29 protein-coding genes, 1 other RNA gene and 1 riboswitch are annotated in these 23525 nt (G+C 36.4%); of the genes, 16 read left to right on the top strand and 14 right to left on the bottom strand.

Annotation, left to right across the window (positions count from 1 at the left end; translation table 11 throughout):
- The first annotated feature begins 27 nt into the window (after positions 1-27).
- Positions 28-525 carry a M20/M25/M40 family metallo-hydrolase gene (locus tag HW423_RS04705; RefSeq protein WP_218930787.1) on the top strand — a complete coding sequence of 166 codons (498 nt, stop codon included), beginning with the start codon at positions 28-30 and terminating at the stop codon, positions 523-525.
- Between the two features lie 254 nt (positions 526-779).
- Here HW423_RS04705 and mnmA read toward each other — a convergent pair whose 3' ends face one another.
- Genes mnmA through HW423_RS04690 form a run of 3 tightly spaced genes read right to left on the bottom strand, consistent with a single transcriptional unit; the run spans position 780 to position 3425 of the window.
- Positions 780-1904 carry a tRNA 2-thiouridine(34) synthase MnmA gene (gene mnmA, locus HW423_RS04700; RefSeq protein WP_218930786.1) on the bottom strand — a complete coding sequence of 375 codons (1125 nt, stop codon included), beginning with the start codon at positions 1902-1904 and terminating at the stop codon, positions 780-782.
- Between the two features lie 34 nt (positions 1905-1938).
- A complete protein-coding gene (locus HW423_RS04695; RefSeq protein WP_218930785.1) occupies positions 1939-2274 on the bottom strand; it encodes a DUF1831 domain-containing protein in 336 nt (111 codons plus the stop codon).
- The gene (locus HW423_RS04690; RefSeq protein WP_218930784.1) at positions 2247-3425 is read right to left on the bottom strand and encodes a cysteine desulfurase family protein; all 1179 of its coding nucleotides are present in this window, start codon (positions 3423-3425) and stop codon (positions 2247-2249) included. The genes HW423_RS04695 and HW423_RS04690 overlap by 28 nt, the downstream gene beginning before the upstream one ends.
- A 214-nt stretch (positions 3426-3639) precedes the next feature.
- Between HW423_RS04690 and HW423_RS04685 the strand changes: the two genes are divergently transcribed.
- On the top strand, positions 3640-4905 hold the full coding sequence (locus HW423_RS04685; RefSeq protein ID WP_218930783.1) for a replication-associated recombination protein A: 1266 nt from the start codon (positions 3640-3642) through the stop codon (positions 4903-4905).
- Between the two features lie 100 nt (positions 4906-5005).
- A non-coding RNA gene (gene ssrS / locus HW423_RS04680) (6S RNA) lies at positions 5006-5197 on the top strand.
- 87 nt (positions 5198-5284) lie between these two features.
- Here the strand turns inward: ssrS and HW423_RS04675 are convergent.
- Complete coding sequence (locus tag HW423_RS04675; protein WP_218930782.1) at positions 5285-5665, bottom strand: VOC family protein; 381 nt, start codon at positions 5663-5665, stop codon at positions 5285-5287.
- 404 nt (positions 5666-6069) lie between these two features.
- Here HW423_RS04675 and HW423_RS04670 point away from each other — a divergent pair, with 404 nt between their 5' ends.
- Both HW423_RS04670 and HW423_RS04665 read left to right on the top strand, forming a co-directional pair.
- Positions 6070-6699, top strand: coding sequence for a response regulator transcription factor (locus HW423_RS04670; protein ID WP_218930781.1), 630 nt, complete (start codon positions 6070-6072; stop codon positions 6697-6699).
- 18 nt (positions 6700-6717) lie between these two features.
- A complete protein-coding gene (locus tag HW423_RS04665) occupies positions 6718-7005 on the top strand; it encodes a hypothetical protein (RefSeq protein WP_218930780.1) in 288 nt (95 codons plus the stop codon).
- 53 nt (positions 7006-7058) lie between these two features.
- Here HW423_RS04665 and pyrR read toward each other — a convergent pair whose 3' ends face one another.
- The 3 genes from pyrR to HW423_RS04650 form a co-directional block, all read right to left on the bottom strand.
- Complete coding sequence (pyrR, locus tag HW423_RS04660; protein WP_218930779.1) at positions 7059-7589, bottom strand: bifunctional pyr operon transcriptional regulator/uracil phosphoribosyltransferase PyrR; 531 nt, start codon at positions 7587-7589, stop codon at positions 7059-7061.
- A gap of 67 nt (positions 7590-7656) precedes the next feature.
- The gene (locus HW423_RS04655) at positions 7657-8844 is read right to left on the bottom strand and encodes an acetate/propionate family kinase (protein ID WP_218930778.1); all 1188 of its coding nucleotides are present in this window, start codon (positions 8842-8844) and stop codon (positions 7657-7659) included.
- Between the two features lie 132 nt (positions 8845-8976).
- Positions 8977-9360, bottom strand: coding sequence for a Rid family detoxifying hydrolase (locus tag HW423_RS04650; protein ID WP_218930777.1), 384 nt, complete (start codon positions 9358-9360; stop codon positions 8977-8979).
- 163 nt (positions 9361-9523) lie between these two features.
- Here HW423_RS04650 and HW423_RS04645 point away from each other — a divergent pair, with 163 nt between their 5' ends.
- The 6 genes from HW423_RS04645 (at position 9524) to HW423_RS11105 (ending at position 12474) form a co-directional block, all read left to right on the top strand.
- A complete protein-coding gene (locus tag HW423_RS04645; RefSeq protein ID WP_138404626.1) occupies positions 9524-9787 on the top strand; it encodes an ACT domain-containing protein in 264 nt (87 codons plus the stop codon).
- A gap of 11 nt (positions 9788-9798) precedes the next feature.
- Positions 9799-11157: a PFL family protein gene (locus HW423_RS04640; RefSeq protein ID WP_218930776.1), complete on the top strand. Its 1359-nt coding sequence runs from the start codon at positions 9799-9801 to the stop codon at positions 11155-11157.
- 105 nt (positions 11158-11262) lie between these two features.
- Positions 11263-11442: a hypothetical protein gene (locus HW423_RS11120; RefSeq protein WP_235956302.1), complete on the top strand. Its 180-nt coding sequence runs from the start codon at positions 11263-11265 to the stop codon at positions 11440-11442.
- Positions 11443-11451: 9 nt separating this feature from the next.
- Entirely contained in the window at positions 11452-11598 is a 147-nt protein-coding gene (locus HW423_RS11115; protein WP_235956301.1) for a hypothetical protein, read from the top strand.
- Between the two features lie 138 nt (positions 11599-11736).
- The gene (locus HW423_RS11110; RefSeq protein ID WP_235956299.1) at positions 11737-12222 is read left to right on the top strand and encodes an FAD-dependent oxidoreductase; all 486 of its coding nucleotides are present in this window, start codon (positions 11737-11739) and stop codon (positions 12220-12222) included.
- Positions 12223-12237: 15 nt separating this feature from the next.
- Positions 12238-12474 carry a hypothetical protein gene (locus HW423_RS11105; RefSeq protein ID WP_328803119.1) on the top strand — a complete coding sequence of 79 codons (237 nt, stop codon included), beginning with the start codon at positions 12238-12240 and terminating at the stop codon, positions 12472-12474.
- 173 nt (positions 12475-12647) lie between these two features.
- Here the strand turns inward: HW423_RS11105 and HW423_RS04630 are convergent, their stop codons facing one another.
- The 4 genes from HW423_RS04630 to HW423_RS04615 all read right to left on the bottom strand — a co-directional run bounded on the left by HW423_RS04630 (position 12648) and on the right by HW423_RS04615 (position 16141).
- The gene (locus tag HW423_RS04630) at positions 12648-12908 is read right to left on the bottom strand and encodes a hypothetical protein (protein WP_218930775.1); all 261 of its coding nucleotides are present in this window, start codon (positions 12906-12908) and stop codon (positions 12648-12650) included.
- 92 nt (positions 12909-13000) lie between these two features.
- Entirely contained in the window at positions 13001-14140 is a 1140-nt protein-coding gene (locus HW423_RS04625) for an ABC transporter permease (RefSeq protein ID WP_218930774.1), read from the bottom strand.
- Complete coding sequence (locus HW423_RS04620) at positions 14127-15194, bottom strand: ABC transporter permease (protein ID WP_218930773.1); 1068 nt, start codon at positions 15192-15194, stop codon at positions 14127-14129. The genes HW423_RS04625 and HW423_RS04620 overlap by 14 nt, the downstream gene beginning before the upstream one ends.
- On the bottom strand, positions 15191-16141 hold the full coding sequence (locus HW423_RS04615) for an ABC transporter ATP-binding protein (RefSeq protein WP_235956297.1): 951 nt from the start codon (positions 16139-16141) through the stop codon (positions 15191-15193). Before HW423_RS04615 ends, HW423_RS04620 begins: the two co-directional genes overlap by 4 nt.
- Positions 16142-16281: 140 nt before the next feature.
- Here HW423_RS04615 and HW423_RS04610 point away from each other — a divergent pair, with 140 nt between their 5' ends.
- The gene (locus HW423_RS04610) at positions 16282-17343 is read left to right on the top strand and encodes a sensor histidine kinase (RefSeq protein WP_218930772.1); all 1062 of its coding nucleotides are present in this window, start codon (positions 16282-16284) and stop codon (positions 17341-17343) included.
- Positions 17344-17401: 58 nt separating this feature from the next.
- Here HW423_RS04610 and HW423_RS04605 read toward each other — a convergent pair whose 3' ends face one another.
- From HW423_RS04605 to HW423_RS04595, 3 genes are all read right to left on the bottom strand, one after another.
- Positions 17402-17959: a hypothetical protein gene (locus HW423_RS04605; protein WP_218930771.1), complete on the bottom strand. Its 558-nt coding sequence runs from the start codon at positions 17957-17959 to the stop codon at positions 17402-17404.
- Positions 17960-18166: 207 nt separating this feature from the next.
- On the bottom strand, positions 18167-19342 hold the full coding sequence (locus HW423_RS04600) for a M20 family metallopeptidase (RefSeq protein WP_218930770.1): 1176 nt from the start codon (positions 19340-19342) through the stop codon (positions 18167-18169).
- A gap of 24 nt (positions 19343-19366) precedes the next feature.
- Positions 19367-20749, bottom strand: coding sequence for a YfcC family protein (locus tag HW423_RS04595; protein ID WP_218930769.1), 1383 nt, complete (start codon positions 20747-20749; stop codon positions 19367-19369).
- Positions 20750-20915: 166 nt separating this feature from the next.
- Positions 20916-21070, bottom strand: a riboswitch (Lysine riboswitch).
- A 284-nt stretch (positions 21071-21354) separates the two neighbouring features.
- On the opposite strand from HW423_RS04595, the gene HW423_RS04590 reads away from it, so the two are divergent.
- From HW423_RS04590 to HW423_RS04575, 4 genes are all read left to right on the top strand, one after another.
- Positions 21355-21552, top strand: a complete 198-nt coding sequence (locus HW423_RS04590) for a hypothetical protein (RefSeq protein WP_218930768.1) — start codon at positions 21355-21357, stop codon at positions 21550-21552.
- Positions 21552-21887, top strand: coding sequence for a cation:dicarboxylate symporter family transporter (locus HW423_RS11305; RefSeq protein ID WP_218930767.1), 336 nt, complete (start codon positions 21552-21554; stop codon positions 21885-21887). Before HW423_RS04590 ends, HW423_RS11305 begins: the two co-directional genes overlap by 1 nt.
- 40 nt (positions 21888-21927) lie before the next feature.
- Positions 21928-22110 carry a cation:dicarboxylate symporter family transporter gene (locus HW423_RS11300; protein WP_218930766.1) on the top strand — a complete coding sequence of 61 codons (183 nt, stop codon included), beginning with the start codon at positions 21928-21930 and terminating at the stop codon, positions 22108-22110.
- 204 nt (positions 22111-22314) lie between these two features.
- Positions 22315-23487 carry an iron-containing alcohol dehydrogenase gene (locus HW423_RS04575; protein WP_218930765.1) on the top strand — a complete coding sequence of 391 codons (1173 nt, stop codon included), beginning with the start codon at positions 22315-22317 and terminating at the stop codon, positions 23485-23487.
- Positions 23488-23525 lie beyond the last annotated feature (38 nt).

Raw genomic sequence — 23525 nt, 5'->3', positions numbered from 1 at the left:
ACCATTATCTCTAGAGCGACTCATCCAATGGAGGCAGCTGTCTTAACTGTCGGTAAAGTAGAGGCTGGTGAGCCTTTTATCATCATTGCCGAGAATGCTAAGCTTGAGAAAAACGTACGAACCTTTGATGCTAAAACTCGTGATATCGTAGAAACAGAAATGAAGCGCTACCTTGAAAGAACCGCAGCGATGTATGGTGGTACAGTTAAATTTGAGTATCATCGATTATTAGCTTCCGTAATTAATGAAACACAAAGCTCTCAGTTAGTTGAATCGATTGCGAGAAATTCATTCGGTGAAGATGCAGTCGGAGACTTCCCACCAACAATGGGAGGCAAAGATTTTGGTGAGTACACGAACTATATTAATGGTGCCTTTGCGACAGTCGGAACACGCAACGTCTCTAAAGTCTCAGACTGCCCTCACCACCAGGCTCGTTTCAATGTGGACGAGAAATCTTTAAAAGTTGGCGCAGAATTGTATGTCCAATATGACCTATCTTATTTATATCAAGTTGAATTTTAATTAAAGAATAGTTAAAAAAGCACTCAAAGTTGTTCTCACACGAACTTCTTTGAGTGCTATTTGTCTTATAAAGGTTGTGTTCACTTAAATATTTTGAGCATGTGATTCAAAATCATTTGAATATCGGCGATAAAATTCTTATTAACACTCTTTTCGAATAAAATTAAAACTGCTTAACCTTTAATTGTCGAATATTTTATGGTATTAAAGAAGGTCAGAGTGACGAATCACTCTGACCTTCTTCAGTCTATTACTTATACGTATTGTCTTTTTTGGCTGTTAGAGAATGCAGCATCAATCGTTCCGCCACCTAAACATTCGTCTCCATCATAGAAGACTACCGCTTGACCTGGTGTAATTGCACGAACAGGTTCTTTAAAGTAAACAGTAGCAAAATCTGCTTCAGCATCCATCTCAACTTTAACTTCAACGTCTTGTTGACGGTATCTGAATTTCGCTGTACATTCAAATGTTCCGTCCACTGGTAAAGGACTAGTGAAACTTAAATCTGAGGCTTCTAAGTAATCAGAGTATAGGTTTTCATGGTGATATCCTTGACCAACATATAAAGTTTGTGTTTCAGTATCTTTACCAATGACAAACCATGGCTCGTTAGAATCTCCGCCCCCACCAATTCCTAAACCTTGGCGTTGACCGATAGTATAGTACATTAAACCTGAATGATCACCTTTAACTTCTCCGTCAAGCGTCATCATTCTACCCGGTTTGTTCGGTAAGTAATTTGATAAGAATTCTTTAAAGTTACGTTCTCCAATGAAACAAACTCCGGTAGAATCTTTTTTCTTAGCTGTTGCTAAGCCTGCTTTTTCAGCAATTTCACGTACTTCTGATTTTTGTAAATGCCCTAATGGGAATAAACTTCTTTGTAATTGTTCTTGTGATAATTGGTTTAAGAAGTATGTTTGGTCTTTATTATTATCTGCCCCACGTAATAAATGAACGGTTCCATCTAAATCACGTCTCACCTGTGCGTAGTGCCCCATCGCAACATAATCTGCACCTAAATCTAAAGCATAATCTAAGAATGCTTTAAATTTCACTTCTTTATTACACATAACATCTGGATTAGGTGTGCGTCCTTTTTTGTATTCCGATAAGAAGTACTCAAACACACGGTCCCAATATTCTTTTTCAAAGTTTACAGAATAGTAAGGAATTCCAATCTGTTCAGCTACTAAAGCCACGTCCTTATAGTCTTCTGTTGCAGTACAGACTCCGAATTCATCCGTGTCATCCCAATTCTTCATAAATAACCCAATTACATCATAACCTTGTTCTTTTAATAGCAATGCTGTGACGGATGAATCCACACCGCCACTCATTCCTACAACAACTCTAGTATTGCTGTTATCTGACATTGTCATTTCCTTTCTATAACTTTTATTTTTGTTTTTATTTTTCGTTTAATACATTACGGTCAACAAAGCCATCAAAGATAAAATTCACTTTTTCAACGACCATGCTATTATTATCTAATTTTGAAATATCTACGGCAGTTAGACCTTTTTCGTTCACTGTTGATATTTTAAGTCCTTTTAGATCTTTATCAACAGTTACTTTTAATACAAGACCTTGTTTATGTGTAGAGTCTAGTGCTCTTTTATAAATAAAGTTCCCACTTTTAGTGTCAGTAAAGCCATTATCACGTAAAGTGTAAGGACGTGCCTCTGGGCTCACACTAAATGTACGGTTGAATCCTTTTAATTCTGCAGTTTCTTTGAATGCCATAAATCGATCTTCCCCTCTGATATTTTCTTTAAACTTTGGATAAATTGATCGATGTCTTCTCGTGTAGTTTGATAACCGAATGAAATTCGTAAACTTTGGCTCCACCGTTCTGGTTGATCGGGGTAATAAGCTTTTAAAATGTCACTCTCAGTGAGACTCCCTGCGGAACATGCACTTCCCGCTGAGATATAAACATCATCTAAATCCATTTTTATTAGCATTTGGCTTGCTATATTACCATTAAACCACAAATTATTGATATATGGTACTCGATTATTCATATCGCCATTAATTTCAAATTCAATATCAAGTTCATTCAGCGCATCAAGTAAATAATGATGTAACTTTTCATATTTATTAAATGTTTCTTCTTGCTCAGCGAAAGTCAATTCGAGTGCTTTTACCATCCCTAAAATATAAGGGACATTCTCAGTACCTGATCGCATCTTATTTTCTTGACCGCCACCATAAAGTAAGGGTCCAAGATGGTTATGTTCCTGGAAAGAACGATATATTAAGAAGCCAATCCCTTTTGGACCATTAAACTTATGGGCAGAACCAACAAAGGTCGTGCATTTCAACTGTGAATAGTCATAAGCCATTGGCCCTACTGCTTGAACAGAATCAACGTGAAACCATAGATTGCGCTCATTCGCTTCTTCACCTAACTCAAAGATGGGCAGAATTGAACCAACTTCATTGTTAACTGCCATCGCAATCCAACCAATTGTTTGATTAGTTGTAACGTCTATGAACTGCTGGACTGTTATCTCACCTCTTTCATTCGGTTGAATATATGTTACTTCAAAGCCTTGTGTCTCAAGATATTTCGTTACGTTTGTAACGGACGGATGTTCAATTGCGGTAGTCACAATATGATTTCCTTGCCCTAATTCTTTTGACTTCTCGGCTTGAGAGCGAATTGCCCAATTGTTTGCTTCAGTCGCACCACTTGTAAAGTAAACTTCTGATTCGGCCACATTCAATAGCTCTGCGAGCTGTTTACGTGCTTGAATCATTGAGTGCCTTACTTTTTTTCCAATTCGATATGTGCTTGATGGATTCCCATAATCATTCAGTAATGAATCATGGATCACTTTCAGAACTTCTGGTCGCACTGCTGTCGTCGCAGCATTATCTAAATAAACCATTTAAACCCTCCTTTCAACATGTCTATTAATACAACTTTAACATTATAACATAAGTTTGAATAACTGCAATATCAAAGTTTATCAATATATAAAATAATAACTTTAATCTAGAAATTATCAATTAATTCAAATATCATATATAATACATTAGATAATTATTATTTAGTTTACATATATAAACAATGAATACAACTTATTGCGAAAGGAGTAGCTTATGCAACAACCATTAGCATACCGTATGCGTCCTAAACATATTGACGAAGTTTTGGGACAGAAACATCTTGTTGGCGAAGGAAAAATTATACGACGGATGGTGATTTCAGAACGTCTATCGTCGATGATTCTTTACGGGCCTCCTGGTACAGGTAAAACAAGTATCGCCAGTGCCATTGCGGGTAGTACGAAATATGCTTTTCGGATCTTAAATGCTGCCACAGATTCTAAAAAAGACATGGAAGTAGTCGTTGAAGAAGCGAAGATGTCGGGAACTGTTATTATGTTACTTGATGAAATTCATCGCTTAAATAAAGTGAAGCAAGACTATTTACTACCTCATCTAGAAAATGGTCGGGTCATACTCATTGGAGCTACTACTGAAAATCCATACATCACCATTAATCCAGCGATTCGAAGTCGATTACAAATATTTGAAGTAAAACCTTTGGCTCCCGAAGATATTAAATTAGGTCTTCAAAGAGCCCTAGAAGATAATGACATTGGCTTAGGTGAATATAATGTAGAGATTCCAGATGATATATTAAATCATTTCTCTAATGTGACCAATGGTGATATTCGCTCTGCCTTAAATGCCCTAGAATTGGCTGTCTTATCAACCAAACCTGATGAAGATAATGTCATTAAAATTACACAAGACGTCGCTGAAGAATGTTTGCAACATAAACGAATGACGCATGATAAAGATGGAGATGCTCATTACGACGCCATCTCTGCCCTTCAAAAATCAATTCGAGGGAGCGATGTCGATGCAGCAATGTATTACTTAGCAGTCTTATTAGAAGCAGGCGAATTAACTATTGCTTGTAGGCGGTTATTGATTATTGCTTATGAAGATATTGGTTTAGGAAATCCTGGAGCTACTTCACGGACAGTTTCGGCTGTGACAGCAGCAGAAAAAGTTGGGTTGCCTGAAGCGCGGATCCCATTAGCTTTTGCGGTCGCCGATTTAGCTTTAAGTCCTAAATCAAACACAACTTATCGTGCCTTAAACAGTGCAATGGCAGATATTTCAGCGGGTAATGTCGGACAAGTGCCCGATCATATTCGTGACGCTCACTACTCCGGTGCTGAAAAATTAGGTCGTGGTGTTGAATATAAATACCCGCATGATTTTCCGCACCATTATGTTGAGCAACAATATTTGCCTGATAATTTGAAGCGTCGTCAATACTTCGAACCTGATCCTACAGGTAAATATGAAGAAGCTCTCGCTCAAATATATAAGCAAATTAAACAAAAATAACGATCCCCACCTGTGTCAGTAACCCTTTACAAGCTTGTCAGGTCAAAACATCTTGTTTTGTTGCAATTTATTATATTAGTGCTATAATGTATTTAACAAAGGTTCTCTGAGGTGTACGTTGTATATATATTGTGTGGACCGAACATTTCTTTTTATCTTGGGATCCTATGATCTTGTTTCTATGACAAGCCTTTTACACTTGGAAGTCAGAAAAAGCAAGTGTGGAGCCCACCTGTAATTACTTGCAGGTTCAATAACATATATATACGGAAACGGCACCACCGGATGCCTTTTAGTCGGCTTTACAGCCGACTTTTTTTTGTGCACATAAATATAAGCCTCAAGTGTTATCTATTCAACACTTGAGGCTTACTTCAATTTAATCTGTTGTTAGTTCGATACGATTCCCGTCTGGATCTAGAACAACCGCTTCATAATAGCCATCTCCTGTCGTTCTTGGCCCGTCTAATAAATAATATCCATCATCAGTTAAACGCTTTGTAAATTGATCGACATCATCTTTGTCCCCTACACTGATGGCTAAATGGGCATAACCAAATAATTCCCCTGCTGCTTCAGTTATATCATCACAATGCATAATTTCTAATCGTGCCCCACTTGCGAATGTTAAAAAGTATGATTCAAACCCTTTTTTCTCATTTCGATATAAATTGTTTGCCGTAACATCAAAATAAGTTTCATAAAATCGACGTGTCTCTTCAATATCTTTAACCCACATACCGATATGTTCAATCTTCATATTACTCCTCCTTCATCGATTCAATTTCATTATACATTTTATTAGTAACGTCACCAAACATGGGGTCTTCTTATAAACTTAATGGCATATAACAGTCAAATTAAATGTAATTTAAGATGAAATTAGGTATAATAAAACATATAAAGATAGGAGGAATGAACATGCGTAATTGGCCATGGTTAAAAATTATTTGGTATGTCATTTTAATCGTTTTAGCTATCAAAAAATCTAGCGATCAAGCGGAAAAAGCTAGCTAATTTATATAAGCAATTATTCTAATTTTGCTTAATTTTAGTCGAGTACCAGAGATGATTCACTTCATCTCTGGTATTTTTGTAATCTTCCGTGACAATCATTGTAAATTCAACTACAATTAAAGAAACATGATAAAAGGGGTGAACACGTTGACAACTGTAATGATTATTGATGATGATCCAATAGTAGTAGAATCATTGAGTTTAATTATTGAGAATGGTGGCTACGAAGTAATAATAACCGGCTATTCTGCTGAAGAAGCCATTTCTAATTACTCAATTTACAAGCCAGACATCACATTGTTAGATATTCGAATGCAAGAGAAATCCGGTATCGAGGCTGCTTCGACCATTTTGAGTAAATTTCCGCAAGCAAAAATTCTACTCGTAACAACTTTTGAAGACTCAGATTTCATCCAAGCTGCCCTTCAATTAGGGTGTAAAGGCTATATTTTAAAGCAAAATATTAAAAGTATCTTGCCAGCCATTGAAGCTGTTCTTAATAATCAGACCGTTCTCGATAATACTATCGTGAATAACGTTGCTCAATCAGTCTCTCAATCAAATCAAGAAATATTGAGTGAACTCACACCGCGTGAATTAGATATTTATCAAGCTGTCGCAGAAGGCTTGAACAATAAAGAAATTGCCGAAAAGTTTTACTTGAGCGAAGGAACAATTCGAAACTATATATCTCAACTGTTACTTAAGTTGGAATTGCGTGATCGGACCCAGCTTGCGATCAGTTATTATAAGGGCAATGAATTCAAAGAAAATTAGTCAAAGGAAGGTTTACAAATGATATTTAATATTTTAATTTATGCATTTCCTGCTATGTTTATGATTTTAGGTGCATATTTATTAATTTATAGACGTACATTACTTGAGGTATTCGGCGACTATTCTAATAAAGTTATTATTATTTTTAGTGTATTGCTATCATTAGTGGGGATTCTCGGCTTTATTTTAGTCGTAAATAATCTGATTGACTTGATGTTAATTTGGATGTTAGCAGCACTCTTCGTCGTCTTCTTTATGGTCTTTGTCTTTTATTGGTTATTTAAAGCCAATAATGGGAAAAAATAACACAAAAAATATAGGGAACAAACTCTTAAAATTGAGTCTGATCCCCACTTTTTTTAATCTAATACACTGACTAAATCTTTCCCGTCCACTTCTTCGACTTCTACTTTGACTCTCTCTTGCTTAGATGTCGGAATATTCTTTCCAACATAGTCTGGTCGAATGGGTAATTCTCGGTGTCCGCGATCAACAAGAACAGCCAATTGAATGTGAGATGGGCGCGCATTTTCTAAGATGGCATCCATGGCTGCACGAACGGTTCTTCCGGTATAAAGAACATCATCCACTACTACTACTTTTTTTCCAGTTAAATCATGTTCAAAAGAAACGGCTTTTACTTCAGGACTGACAGATTTTTTAGATAAATCATCGCGATAAAAAGTAATATCTAAGATTTCCAGTGGTAATTTTACACCTTCAATTTCTTCGATCTTTTTCTGTAGATGTTTTGCTAAAAACTCGCCTCTTGTTTTAATTCCAAGAATCACCAGTTTTTCTGTCGATTTATTCTTCTCTAAGATTTCATGGGCAATACGTTTTAATGTTCTTTGCATACCGCTTTGATCTATTAATTCTCTTTCACTCATTGTCATAACCTCCTTTTAAAAATAGACCGCTCACCCAATTAGGTTTGCGGTCTGATTATGTTAATTATTATTTGAAGCGTTCAACGTCACGTGCAATCGCTACTTCTTCATTTGTAGGAATGTTGTAGATTGCGAATTTTGAGTCGTCAGTTGAAATTAATGCTTCTTTACGAGTGTCGTTACGCTCGTCATCAATTTCTCCACCAAAGAACGTAATTCCGTCCATGATTAATTTTCGTGTAATTCCAGAGTTTTCACCAATACCTGCTGTGAATACTACTGCGTCAACACCGTTCATAACTGCGATGTATTGAGCGATGTATTTTTGAACACGATTCATGAAGATATCTAACGTTAATTGTGCACGTTCGTTACCTTCTGCTGCAGCATCTTCAACGTCACGCATATCACTTGATACACCTGATAAACCTAGTAAACCAGATTTTTTGTTAAAGATTGTGATCACATCGTTCACATCAGTGATGTTTAATTTGTCCATTAAGAATGGAATGATTGATGCATCGATATCACCTGTACGAGTACCCATTGTTACACCAGCTAAAGGAGTGAATCCCATTGATGTATCTACAGATTTACCACCGTCAACGGCTGTAATTGATGCACCGTTACCTAAGTGACACGTAATGATTTTTAAGTCTTCGATAGGTTTGCCCATTAATTCAGCTGCACGTTTACTTACGAAATCATGACTCGTTCCGTGAGCACCGTACTTACGGATTTGGAAGTCTTCGTAGTATTCGTAAGGTAAGCTGTATAAGTAGTTAACTTCTGGCATTGATGTATGGAAAGATGTATCAAATACTGCTACGGCAGTTGCGTGTGGTAAACGCTCTTCAAACACATGCATAACTTCTGCTTCTGCTGGGTTATGTAAAGGTGCGAATTCACCTAAGTCTTCAACTTGTTTAATTACTTCTGGAGTAACTAAAGTTGATTCTTTAAAGATTTCTCCACCTGCTACTACACGGTGCCCTACACCTGTAATTTCAGTTAGATCGGTGATAATTTGGAATTCTTCTAATTTATCAAATAACATATCCACCGCTTGGGCATGAGTTGCGATATCTTCTGTTACAGTAAACTCTTGATCATCACCATATTCGATTGTAAATACTGAATTGTTGATACCAATTCTTTCTACTAACCCTTTAGCAATAACTGATTCTTCTGGCATATTGTATAACTGGAATTTTAAGCTTGAGCTCCCAGCATTAATTGCAAATGTTTTAGACATTAATTAATTCTCTCCTCTTCAATATAAGTCATAATACTATTATACATTTATTATAACAGATTGCATTAGAAGTTCTCTACTAAATTATAATGTTTTTTAATATAAACAATAACTTAAAATACTAAGCTTATTTTATGACTCGTAATGAGCAATTACATCCATTTTTACTTTTGCTCCCATTGGCAAACTACTTACTGCAAATGAACTTCTAGCTGGATACGGCTTGTGAAAATTCATGGCATAAATTTCATTAAATATTGATGAATCTCCGATGTCATTCATATAAAGAACCACTTTTACTACACTTGTTAAATTGAGTCCTACACTGTCTAAAATATGGGCAATATTTTTGAAAACTTGCTTCATTTCTTCTTCAGCATTCCCTTTAACTAATTTATTAGTTTCTGAATCAATGCCTATTTGGCCTGATACATATAACATATCTCCTACACGAACGGCTTGCGAATATGGGTCCATCGGCTTTGGTGCTTTATTAGAATAATAAACTTTTTTCATACTTAGCCACCCTTTCTATGAATCTATTTAAATTATAATAAATTAGAAAACAATGTATAGGAAAGTGACTATTTCGCGTTTCTAATTAATTTTTCATTTTATGTAGGGAAAATGCTTGGGGTGTGCTATAATTTACAAAATAAATCAAAAGGTGGTTAACACAATGCAAGCTGTAATTACTGTAATTGGGAAAGACAAGGTAGGGATTCTCGCAGAAGTTGCGACACAATGCGCTAAATATAATGTAAACGTCGTGGATGTTGAACAAACGATTATGCAAGATTACTTTACGATGGTGATGTTAGTGAATATTGATAAGCTTTCAATTGAATTTGAAGAATTTCAACAGAACACGAAGGAAAGTATCCCTGAGATGGAAATACACGTGATGCATGAGGATATTTTTAATTCTATGCACCGAATTTAAGGAGTTAAACCATGTTAGAAATGCAAAATGTTATTGAAACTGTTTCTATGATTAAAGAAGATAACTTAGATATTCGTACTATTACGATGGGTATATCCTTAGTTGATTGTGCGGATGGGGATATTGATCGTTCGTGTGAGAAGATTTATAACAAAATTTATACTTCTGCCAAAGACTTAGTTAAAACTGGTGAACTGATTGAAGGTAAATTTGGTATTCCGATTGTAAACAAACGGATTGCTGTCACTCCTATCTCTCAACTGCTTGCTGCCTCAGGTGGCGATCCTTTAAAATACGCGCGAGTTTTAGATAAAGTCGCTCAAGATATTGGTGTAAACTATATCGGTGGTTACTCTGCTTTAGTCCACAAAGGCTTTAGTAAAGGTGATTTGGAATTAATTCAATCCATACCACAAGCCATGGCTGAGACAAATCATGTGTGTTCTTCAGTGAATATCGGATCAACCCGAGCCGGTATTAATATGGATGCTGTGGCGATGATGGGTAATATCGTTCGTGAAGCTGCTGAATTGACTCAAGATAATGAGTGTATGGGTGCTTCTAAGATTGTCGTTTTCTGTAATGCTGTTGAGGATAACCCTTTTATGGCAGGCGCTTTTCATGGATCTGGAGAGCCAGATGTTGTTATTAATGTCGGCGTTTCTGGTCCTGGTGTGGTGCGTACTGCTTTAGCAAAATTAGATAAATCGACTTCATTAGAAGTTGTCGCTGATACCATTAAACAAACAGCATTCAAAATCACTCGTATGGGCCAATTAGTTGGGACGCAAGCCTCTGAAATGTTAGGAGTTCCATTTGGAATTGTTGATTTATCATTAGCTCCAACACCAGCAGTAGGTGATTCTGTGGCGCATATCTTAGAAGAAATCGGTTTAGACCAAGTAGGTGCGCATGGATCAATTGCGACTCTTGCCATGTTAAATGATGCGGTTAAAAAAGGTGGCGTGATGGCTTCATCTCACGTAGGTGGGCTATCTGGTGCTTTCATTCCTGTGACTGAAGATGCGGGGATGATTGCCGCGGCTGCCAATGGCACTTTAAACATTGAGACTTTAATGTCGATGACAGCTGTTTGTTCTGTTGGATTAGATATGATTGTTATTCCAGGTACAACACCGCCAGAAGTTATATCTGCCTTGATTGCTGATGAAGCTGCTATTGGAATGATTAACTCTAAAACTACCGCAGTTCGTGTAATCCCTGCGATTGGTCGCTCAGATGACGAGTCACTTGATTTCGGTGGACTCTTCGGTTCTGGTACAGTCATGCCATTAAACCAAACTTCTCCAAAAGTATTCGTTGATCGTGGTGGGCGTATTCCAGCACCAATTCAAAGTTTAAAAAATTAATGTCTTTCTCTAGCCCCTATTTTATAGGAGTTTTTACTTTATCTGTAAGCACTTTGTATAGTGAGTTTTGCTAATGGTAATACAATATGAGTTAGGATTGGTTTAATGAAACAAGTTAAAAATTTAATTATAGGCTTTGGTAAAGTAGGTAAAACGCTCGCGGGTGAATTCGCAAGTCGTGGTGAGGATGTTATTCAGGTTGAGAAATCTAAGAAAATGTACGGCGGGACTTGTATAAAAGTAGCTTGTATTCCAACGAAGAAATTAAAATCCTTAGCTTTCTAACGTGAAGAATTGGGCTATTCAATGGGTGTGAACGCTAAGAATGATTTAATCAGCAAACTAAATAATGGGAATTACCATAAAGTTGCTGATTTAGAAAACGCTGAAGTTCTGGATGGAACGACTTCATTTATTAAGGAAAATACCGTTGAAGTTTAAACTGAAGACGGCGTTGAAGAAATTCAAGCTGAGCGTATCTTTAATAATACGAGTGCGCGTCCATTTATTACTAATATCGATGGTTTAGAAATAAGCGACCGTATTTTAACTTCTGAATCTTTAATTAAGCTAACTGATTTGCCAAAAGATTTAGCTATTATTGGTGCAATTGAAGCTCAAGGTATTAATATTGTAACAAATGCGAATACGCAATCTGTGAAAGAGAATGCTGCTTCGGTTTATATTTTTAAAAATATAAATGGTGAGCAACGAGAAATTCAAGCCACTCACCTATTGGTTGCTACCGGTCGTAAACCGAACATTGAAGACTTGAATTTAGATAAGGTTGGTATTAAAGTTTCAGATAAAGGTGCAGTAGAAGTGAATGAGTATTTACAAACTAATCTTCCAAATTTCTTTGCACTTGGCGATATTAATGGGGGTCCTCAACAGACTTATATTTCACTTGATAACTATCGCATCATTCGTGACTTTATTTATGGGGACAAGACGTATAGTACAGATCGTCGCGAAAATGTAACTGCAATGACATTTATCGAGCCTCCTTTATCACAAGCCGGCATATCAGAAAATACTGCGCGTGAGCAAGGTCTTGATATTTAAGTTGCCAGTCTAGATGTGAGTGCTATCCCTAAAGCAAAAATATTAGATAACCAAACTGGTTTATATAAAGCAATGATTGATAGCAAAACGAATAAGATTTTGGGTGCTACCCTATTCGGTGAAGAATCACATGAAGTTATTAATATTATTTCAACACCAATGATTGTAGATATGGATTACACTCAACTTAGAGACCAAATTTTCACTCACCCAACGATGGCTGAAGCCTTAAATGATTTATTTAAAATATAAAAGTATAATTAAATAAAAACCCGCTCCGAATCTTAACGATTTTGGGGTGGGCTTTTTTGTTTTGATTGGAAATTGGGATGAAAGCGCCACTTTGGATTATCATAGCATCACTTTGAACTTTCATAGTGTCGCTTTTCGAATAAAGGTCTCGTTTCATATTTTTACATTACAATTTACAAATACCTTTTATAGTAATACTTATTAATCCCTCCTACTTTATCATAATGCTTATTCATGATTTTCTTGATTGAGGTAATGCCCATCATTCCAACCATAAAATCATAAATATTTCTTGGTGTCAGCATTTGTGGATAGTCAAAGTATAGGATTCTTATGTGATAGGCAGCTCTTAGAATTACTTTTGTCTTCGTTTCTCTCACACCACATTTTCTACATTCAATTTCTAGATACACTAATTCTTTGTTTTTCTTCATAAAATTCATCCCTAAATATACAAGAAAAATGGTGAATTCAATTTTATAAAATGAAAAAAAGTCCAAGAGTTTCCTCAAGGACTTAAAATTTATCACTTACCTGTACGCTTTTGTTGTGAAATTGCGACACCTAATAAGGTAAAGACGACGGCGAAGGCTAAAAGTAAGCCCCACTCGGTTAATAAATCTGAGTACGAATTGATGTCTTTCATCACACTTTGTCTAAAGTAGAACAAAGGTGAGAAATGTGCAATACGTTGAATGGTTGAACCCATAATCTCATACGGGATGAATAATCCTGACAAGAACGCGAGACTCAAACTCACGATGGTGGTGAGTGCACTAATGATATTGCGATTGTTCGTAATTGCTGTCATTAAAAATGCCATCGATAAGGCGGTTAAGACGAACAAGGCAAGTGAAATAATGATTCGAACGTAATCAATCTGAATAGAAATCGGGATATAGACCCACAGTACTAAGAGTGTAATGAGTAGAATTACCCCACCATAGGTTACTTGTCCTAAAACAACTTGGGTATTATATCTTAGATTTGAAATTCCACTCAAATTAATGCGGTCTTGAATTTTTTTAGATTTAATTTCTGACATAGCCATACCAACAGTTCCAAGAATAATTTGAAGGACAAAGTAACCCACTAATGCAATTCCGGTTGTATAAGCCAAGAGAACGTTTTGATGATCTAAGCCACCAATCAATTCTACTTCGGCTGTTTCATTCAGCGTAAAATCGAGTTGATCTGTTAACTCTGAAACAACGCTGACTCCAGATGCGACCCAAGCATTGGCCAATCGTAAGTATTTGTCGACCTCCGTATTCAGCTGTGCACTACTCATATCACGTTCATTCAGTAGTAATTCAACCTGGTCTGCTTGCCCATTTAAAACCAATTCTTCAAAATTCTCAGGAATATATAGCATCCCCTGATAAGTTCCAGAGAAAACTTCATTTTCAACATCTTCTATAGTGACATTGGATAGCGTTTCCACGTCATGCGATTCATTCAAGTAATCCACTAAATGTTCACCCAATGGATCGTCACTTTGATTCACTACTGCAATATCTAAGTTCACACTTGAGAATGCTTGATTTTCATCGACTTCTGGTTGCCCTATGGCTACAAATACAAAACCAAGGAAAATTAGAAAGTAAATTAGCAGTTCTTTCCAATACTTTGAGAAGATGCGGATAATCATTTTATAGATGATCATAACGTTTCCCCCTTAAGTAATAGACTGAAAATGCAAACATTAGTATGATATACACGGCCATGATCAAGATACCTTGTGAAAGAATCGTCGTATCCTTCAGTAAATTAATACGATAGAAATTCTCAGTAATAATGTTTACAGGATTGACTGTGTTAAACCATGGAATCGTGTTGTTTACAAATTGCTTCACACCCGGTACCATTCCCCCTGCAATAAAGGTTAAAATTAGCGTTGATGCGACAACAATTTGAGTTTTCCCATCGATCTTTAACTTTGGAATGAGTCCGACAACAATTCCCAACATAATCCCGAAGATATTTCCAAGGAATATAAGTAGCAAACTATAACCGAAATGATTCACGACTTGAATTCCGAGCACATATTGAATATAAATAATTAAGATGATGTTCGCAGCAAAGTTTACAAGAACCGCATTTAAAGCATTTAACCCAATATAGCGATAGCGTTTTAACGGTGTGCTACTCAACCGAGAAGCGAGTGAACTTAAGGGGGCTAGAATTTCAGTCGAAATTTGCACCCCATAAAATCCCCCGTATAAACTTACCATGGCGATTAAACCGAAGAACATAATCACGATATAGGAACTGGGTGTCGATTCCATTTTGACAAACTCCGTTGTGTAATCCATATTCAATGCATCTAATCCCATCGCTGTGGTTTGTTTCACTTGATCCATGATACTTTTGACGATGGAAGTATTTACATTGCTTTCATTCATTAATAAGTTTCCATCTTGCTTTACATAGGCTTCTATCTCTTCAGCTTCCAACCGTTCTCTTCCCTCTTCTTCACTCATCATCGTTACATCGAGAACGTCTATGTTAGATAATATTTCACCGTAACTATAAAAGGGAGTGGATTCGGTTGTCACTCCTATCGGAACAGCTTCAATGTCACCTTCAATTAAGCCTGATGATGCGAAGAAATAAAGAGAAGCAAGAATCAGCGGCAATCCAAAAGTATAAAATAAAGTATCTGGTGTTCGAATAAATCTCAGAAAATAATATTTCAGTTGCGTTAGTGCTGCTCTCATTGGTCACGCAGCTCCTTACCAGTCAGTTCTAAGAAGATAGAATTTAAATCTGGCATTTGACTATATAATTGAGTATAAGACAATTCATGTTCTTCAATGAATTTTACTAATTGAACGACATGATTATTCCCTTCGTCAAAGACGAGACGCCATTTGTTCTTACCTGTCTTCTCAATCGTATTGAGATTCGGTAATTCTCTCATTTCTTCGATCAGTTCTGGACTGATATCAAACAATTCGATATTAATTATCTCACCTTGATTCACTTTTTGTTGTAATTGTTCTAAAGTTCCATCAGCAATGTTTTGCCCTGAGTCCATGATTACAACGCGATCACTAATTTGCTCTGCTTCGTCCAAATAATGCGTCGTGTACACGATTGTTGAACCGTTTTCGTTCAAACGTTTAATTCCTTCTAAGATAAAATTCCGACTTTGAGCATCAACCGCAACGGTTGGCTCGTCCATAAAAATCAAATCGGGTTGGTGAGCGATCCCACAGGCGATATTTAAGCGACGTTTCAATCCTCCACTTAATTTCTTAGGAATAAATTTGCTGTATTTATCTAATTCAACAAACTTAATTGCTTCATTAACTAAACGTCGTCGTTCAGCTTTATCTTCAATATATAAACCACAGAAGAAATCAATATTCTCAAATACAGTTAATTCTTCGAACAAAGCAACGTCCTGAGGCACTACACCGATTCTTTGCTTAATTTTATAGGTGTCAGGTTTTAATTCTTCTCCAAATACATCAATCTCACCTTTATCATAAGTGAGTAAGCCGAGGATTGAATTAATTAAAGTTGTCTTACCACACCCATTTGGACCAAGTAAGCCAAGGATTTCTCCTTTATACACCGATAAATTAAAATGATCTAAGGCTACCAGTTTGCCATAGCGTTTTACGAGTTGTTTTACTTCTACTGCAATATTACCTGTCATTTTTTTCACTCCTTACTTGATTTGTTAATTTAAGTATAAAGGTAAAAGCTTTCATGCAGTAGTGTCATTGTGCTAATTTTGATATGACATTTGTCATAAGTTTGGTAAAATAAAAGAAGTAACCAACAAAGGAGGCTGCGATGAGAAGCAAAACATTTATTATAGAAGCTTTGTGGATGCTCTTAATCACACTCATTTTACGATTAATGACGACGCACGATAATATCATAGCGATTGTTTTAGAATCGCTAGTATCCATTTGCTTCATCGCATTAAATGGAATCATTGTTAATAAACGATTTCGGATGATGTTTGATATAGTCATTAGTCTCTTAAGTCTACTCGTTGCTCCATCATATATTGTGTTATTACCGCTTGTCTACTTACTGACTTTTGATATTGGTTTTTACAGCTTATTGGTACTTTTAGTGGCTTTTGTTATTAATCCGGGAAGTTATTATATGTTATTGATCGGGGTTTTAGGGGTATATATCGCTGATCAAAGTCAACAAATCATTCAACAACAAGCCACATTAAATGAAGTGAGAGATACGTTAACAGAAGAACAATTACGGATGAAAAATCAAATGAAGGATTTGATTCAATCTATCCAAAAAGACGTCGATATTAGCATCTTGTCAGAGCGTAATCGGATTTCGAATGAGCTACATGATGCGATTGGTCACTCACTCGCCCGAAGTATTATTCAAATTGAAGCGATCATCATTGCGAATGATAATGTCAAAATTGAAAAGCAACTCAATCAATTGCAAATTAATTTACGACACGGAATGGATGACATTCGCCAAACCATTCATCATATCCACCATGAAAGTCTAGACTTTGAAGTCAGTATCGACAATATGCGTGAGGAATTCGCGCCACTAATGATTAATTTTGATCTGTATACTGTAACTGAATTTAAATATAATCAGAAGAAAGATATCTTGTCGATTATTCGTGAAACGATCATTAATAGTATTAAGCATTCCAATAGCACGCAAATAAATATCATCCTCCAAGAATTTCCAGAGCATAATAAATTACTGATTAAAGATAATGGTACGGATTACGATAAGAATCAAGTTCATGCTGAGGGCATGGGCAAGACAATCATTCGTCAGATTGCTAATAAATATAATGCTCCCATCCTCTTCTACTATCAAAATGGGTATATCGTTCAAATGAACTTGCCCAAATAAAAAATCTGATAAATTCCATAATAGGAATCTATCAGATTTTTTATTAGCTTTCATATAACTACTCCTCTAACACAAAGTTATAGGAATTATATTCAAGTGTACTATCTTCACCACGAGTGAACTCAATGAGGTCTTCATTAAACAGTTTTACACGAATCGTCTCAACAGACTCATCAATTTCTGGATTAGAAATGGTGAAAAGAATATTCCCCATGGGGTCAATCGATGAATATATTCCGGATGACGCGTCTTGCATTTGTTGAATCACATTAAAAACTGTCGGATTATTTTCTAATTCAAGTTGATCTTCAATCGCGTTAAAGCTAATTCCTAACTCAGCTTGTAAGGCTTGTAAATCATCAGACTCGGAATTTGGATCCACTTGAGCATGCAAGGCCTCATCTGTATGCTTAGATAATAATAGTATAATTTCCCTTGCCTCAGCTGCTTCATTATTTATTGTTAATTGAACACTATTGGGTGTAAAGACAATGTGACTGATCGGACTTTCTTCATTATCACTGACATAACTTTGATTATCGTTGGCAGAGACGGGTGTTTGAGTGATAAATAATAGTGACACAACTAGCATCACGTACTTAACTATTTTTTTCATTAGGATATCCAACTCCTCTATAATTAGTATAAAAAACTAAACCTTCGTATCAAGTATCTTAACAGATGCCTATCGCAACCAAAGAATAAGGTTAATATTGTTATGTTAATTATACACTATATAATTTTTATAGACTTTATGAATATTTATCCAAAAAAAGTATCAGCAAGAATGATCTCGCTGATACCAAAAGTAAATACCATTAAATTAGTTTACTTTTTCAATCTTATTAAACTCTTCGTTAATCTCTGCCAGTAGTTCTGGTTTTGTAATCACATCAAAACCTGTTCTAGCTAGAATCTCAACCGTACGCATCATCGCTTTGTAACCAAATTCAGTACGAGTTGCTTCACGGAATTCAACGGTATGACCCGCAGTTGGTACACCATCTGTAATTTCGTAGTATGAATGAATAGATGGGACAACTTGGCTGACATTCCCCATATCGATCGAACCTGATAAGTCTTCACCCGCATCGATCATTTCAATTCCTAAATCTGCAGCGTTAGCATTATATGTGTCACTTAATTTTTGGTTCGTGATCATGTTGTAGTATGTTTTTTCGAAATTTCTAAATTTCATTGTCGTACCTGCTGCACTTGATGCTGCTTCAGCGCTTCGGATAACCATATCTTTAACTTTTTGTAAGTAATTAATATCTAGAGAACGAACATAGAATTGAACACGAGTGTATTCAGGAATAATATTGGCTGCGACACCACCCTCAACGATAATTCCGTGAACACGTGCATCTGGACGTAATTGTTGACGACCTGCATTCACCATGTTGAACATATTAATAGCCGCATCTAAAGCGTTAATTCCTTCCCAAGGAGCACCAGCCGCGTGAGCTGTTTTTCCAAAGAATTCAAATTCTAAAGCTTCCATCGCAAGCGATACATTACTCATTAAGTTTTGATCAGAGGGGTGGGTACATAAAGCGACATCCACATCGTCAAATGTATCGACATTAGCCATATCAACTTTAACACCATCGGTTTCTTCAGCCGGCGTTCCTAGAACCACGACACGACCACCTACTTCGCCAACCACTTTAGATAAGGCAATCCCTGCCCCTGTATCTACTGTCCCAAGCATATTGTGACCACAACCGTGACCAATCCCTGGAAGTGCATCATATTCTGATAAGTAGGCAACGGTCGGCCCTTCTTTTCCTGAATCAAAGGTTGCTTTAAACGCAGTATCAAAACCTAAGTAAGGATACTCAACGTCAAAGCCATGTTTTCTTAATAAATCAACGTGGGCTTGTGATGATTTATATTCGTTCAATCCTAGTTCAGGATTTTCATAAATATAATCACTTAAACCTTGTAATTCCTCACGCATTTCTGAAACGATTTCGTGTAATTGTTCTTTTGACATATAATATTTCCCCTTTCAAAATTTCTAAAATGGTCCGTAGCCGACTAATTGTGCAAAGATTATAAAGACAAGACCAATCGCTAACCAAATACCCATTAATGGCATGGCGAATTTAACCCATTTTTTGTAAGGAATATCTGCAATCGCTAATTGAGCCATTAAGATTCCTGACATCGGCATAATTGAATCTAGGAAGCCGTTCCCTAATTGGTAACTTAATACAGCCGTTTGGCGCGTGACATCTAAAGCGTCTGCTAATGGTATCATGATTGGCATTGTAACGGCCGCTTGTCCACTACCTGAACTGATAAAGAAGTTAATAATAATTTGAACAACGTACATACCAGCCGCTGATAAAACTGATGGTAAGTTTGAAATTGCACCCGTTAAACCATTAATCAATGTATCTAAGATCATCGCGTCTTCCATAATAATCACTAAACTTTGTGCCAATCCAACAATCAATGCTGCATACATCATATCTTTAGCACCTTCAATGAAGTTATCTGCTAAATCTCCCGGCCTCATTCCATAGATTAAACCACTAATTAAGCCCATTCCTAAGAATACTGCTCCAATTTCTGTAATAAACCAGCCTAAACTCATCACACCGTAAGCAATAATCACAAAGCCTCCGACGAAAACAGCTGCGATTATTTTTTGTTTAGTTGTAAACTCAATATTATCTGCTGAGTTTAAGTCTTGATAATCTGAATGACTTCTAGCTGCCATTTCTTCATCATAGACGATACTATTCGATAAGTCTGCTTTCACTCGTTTACCATATAGAATTAAGTATAATGACGTTACAATCCATAAGACTACAAACAGTACTAATCTTAATTCAATCCCTGAAAATAGGGGTAATTCAGCAATAGATTGTGCAACCCCAACAGAGAATGGATTCATAAAACCAGAGGTGAATCCAACCCCCGCTCCAAGTCCAATCATTCCTACCCCGATTAATGAGTCATAACCAATGGCTCTCGCTAATGACACACCTAAAGCAATAAAGACAATTGTCTCTTCACTTAAACCAATCGTTGAACCCGCTAATCCCATAATTAGAACCACAACTGGAATGACTAAAGCTTCTTTCCCTTTTAATGAACTAACAATTCGACTTAAAGCCGATTCAATCATTCCGGTCTTATTAATAATTAAAAATGACCCACCTGTGACAAATAAGAAGTAAGAGATATCTTGTGTTCGAGCGAAACCTCTTGGAATACTCTTCAATACTTCAAAGATGCCTTGAGGATTACTTGTAACATATGCAAATGAATCTGGATTAATAATTTCACGTTCTCCAACCATTACTCGCTCAAATTCCCCTGCTGGGACAATCCAAGAAAGGATGGCAGCAATAATAATAAAACTAAACAATAATACATAGGTATGTGGCATCCGGATTCTTCCTAATGCCTTGAATATATTTTTCACTTTGTTCCTCCGTTTATTTTGAACACCTTACAGCCGGATGAGCGGATTTCTACATCACACTTATAAAAATGTATATAAAAAGGCTGCGAGCAAAAGCTCACAGCCACAATTTGACAGGTTCTTTTGCCCACAACACAGCACGCTCACCTACGTAGAGTTTGGGCAACCCTACAAGACAGTGATAGACTTATTCAATCTATCCCCAACATCAATTTGACATTTCGGCTAGCAATCCTTTCATCATTTCTGATTACTGATATTACAAGCGGCCTCAATACTGTATTGTTCTCTTATTTAATTTACTTGAGATAGAGTAACGCAAATCTCTGCCTTTGTCAAATTAATATTCAAAGATTAAGAATTAGAATCAATTACTTTGATACCTGAATTTTATTTCATAAAATATACTTATAGAGTCATGAGCATCGCTTGCTTCTTTCATTTTAAAATTATTTAAGGAGGAATAATATGATAAACCAACATTTTTTACAATTTTTTAAAAAGTAAGTCATCGGTTCACGATCGGCGTGATCATTTTACTACTAGTCATTATTGGTATTATACGCAATTTGTCAAAACGAAAAACTTCCTTTTCAATGCGGATGTTGGTTGCTTTAGTTTTAGGACTAGCCTTAGTAGTGGCTGTTGACCTGGTCGGAACAAACTTAGGGACTATCTATACTGACTTTGTCCAAAGTGAAATTATCGCTTGGTTTGGCTTACTCGAGACCGGTTTTTTATGTTTTCTTCGAATGTTGGAGTATTAATGGTTCAAGTATTTAATTTGGATACAAATTCGTTCGCAGGGACTCTTGACCCAGCTAAGATTGAAAGTATGGAAGGTATTGCTGCTGAGAGTTTTCCACTATTCTTCTTAGAGTTATTTCCTAATAATCTGTTCTTAGTGATGACAATAAATAGTAGTATCGTATCTGTAGTAATTATAGGAGCATTCTTTGCGACTTCTATTCGCTTCATGAGAAATAAAAAACCTGATGCGATTAAAGCCTTCAAAGAATTTCGGCAAACTGCGCAAGTTGTCGTGAAAAGTGTGTTAACGAACGTGAATAAATTAATGCCTTACGGGTTTCAGCGCTTGTAGCAAATACGATTTTATCTCACGGGATGGAGATTATTAGTATATGATTAACTTTATCTCAGCACTCTACTCTGCTGTCGTAATTATGTTACTCGTCTACGTTGTTATTCTCTTATTAGTTGGAGTGAATCCAATTAAATTCTATCGAAAAGCATTTCCTACAATGGTCCTAGGTTTCTCGAATCGTTCAAGTGTTGCTACATTACATATACAATTACATATTTAGATGAAAACATCGGTGGGTGTCGATTGATGGGAAGATAACTTCGATATGGAACCATTCAACACACCTACAAAGTCCGATTTAGAAGATATCGATTAATGATGATTTAACATACCGAGCAGTTACTTGGTAAGTTTTTTAATTGCTAATTGAAAGCGATGTCTTGTACAATAAAAATAACACAACATACAAATGGAGGTTTATTATATGCGAGCATTTAATTACGATATTCCAACTAAAGTTTACTTTGGTGAAGGTAAAATTAAACACTTACCTGATTTAATAAAACAATTCGGAAACAAAGTTTTACTCACTTATGGTGGCGGGAGTATTAAGCGAAATGGTATCTATGACGAGGTACAAGATTTACTTAAAGGTTGTAAGATTTTTGAACTCAGTGGCATTGATCCTAATCCTCGGATTGAAACGGTTCGTGAAGGTGCAAAAATCTGTAAAGAGAATGATATCGATGTCATCTTAGCCGTAGGTGGTGGTTCAACCATCGATTGTTCTAAAGTTATTGCCGCAGCTGCAAAATACGATGGCGATGCCTGGGACTTAGTTATGGATGGCAGTTTAATTACAGATGCGCTCCCTTTAGTAGATATTTTGACACTTTCAGCAACAGGGACTGAGATGAATTTTAACGCTGTTATTACAAACTTCGATGTAAAGATGAAGCAAGGAACAGCCAGCAAACATCTATATCCCTATGCTTCTATCCTGGATCCAACTTATACTTATACTGTGCCTGCGAATCAAACAGCTGCTGGTACGGCAGACATTATGTCTCATACAATTGAGAACTACTTTCAAGCAGAAGACAATGCCTTTATTACAGATGGCTTAAGTGAGTCCATATTACGAGCAACTATTAAATACTTACCAATAGCGTTAGAAGATCCTGAGAACTATGAAGCTCGTTCGAATTTAATGTGGGCGTCAACCGTAGCATTAAACGGCTTAACATCGATGGGTAAAGGTGGCGGTTGGACAACTCACCCGATTGAACATTACTTATCTGCTTACTACGATATTACACATGCAGTCGGATTAGCCATTCTAACACCGCGCTGGATGCGATATATCTTAAGTAACAAAACCGTGGATCGTTTTGCGAGATATGCAAACAAAGTATGGGATATTGAAGAAACCGATGATAAGTTCGCAATGGCTGAAGAAGCGATTGAAAAGACTTATCAATTCTTCGTCGATAATGGTTTACCTATGACTCTTCCAGAAGTAGGTATTGAAACGGATGAACATTTCGAAGAAATGGCCAAAGGACCGGCCGAACGCTTGTCACGGGCTTACGTTCCTTTAAATCCAGAAGATGTTGTTGAAATCTTAAATCGTTGTATGACTGAAGGTTCCGAATAATAACTATAAATACCCTCCTTCGTTTACTAAAAAGTATA

This window comes from Ruoffia halotolerans, assembly GCF_014049385.1.
GTDB classification, from domain to species: domain Bacteria; phylum Bacillota; class Bacilli; order Lactobacillales; family Aerococcaceae; genus Ruoffia; species Ruoffia halotolerans.
Note: the sequence above shows the minus strand (reverse complement) of the source record. Positions and strands in the feature narration are given on the sequence as shown.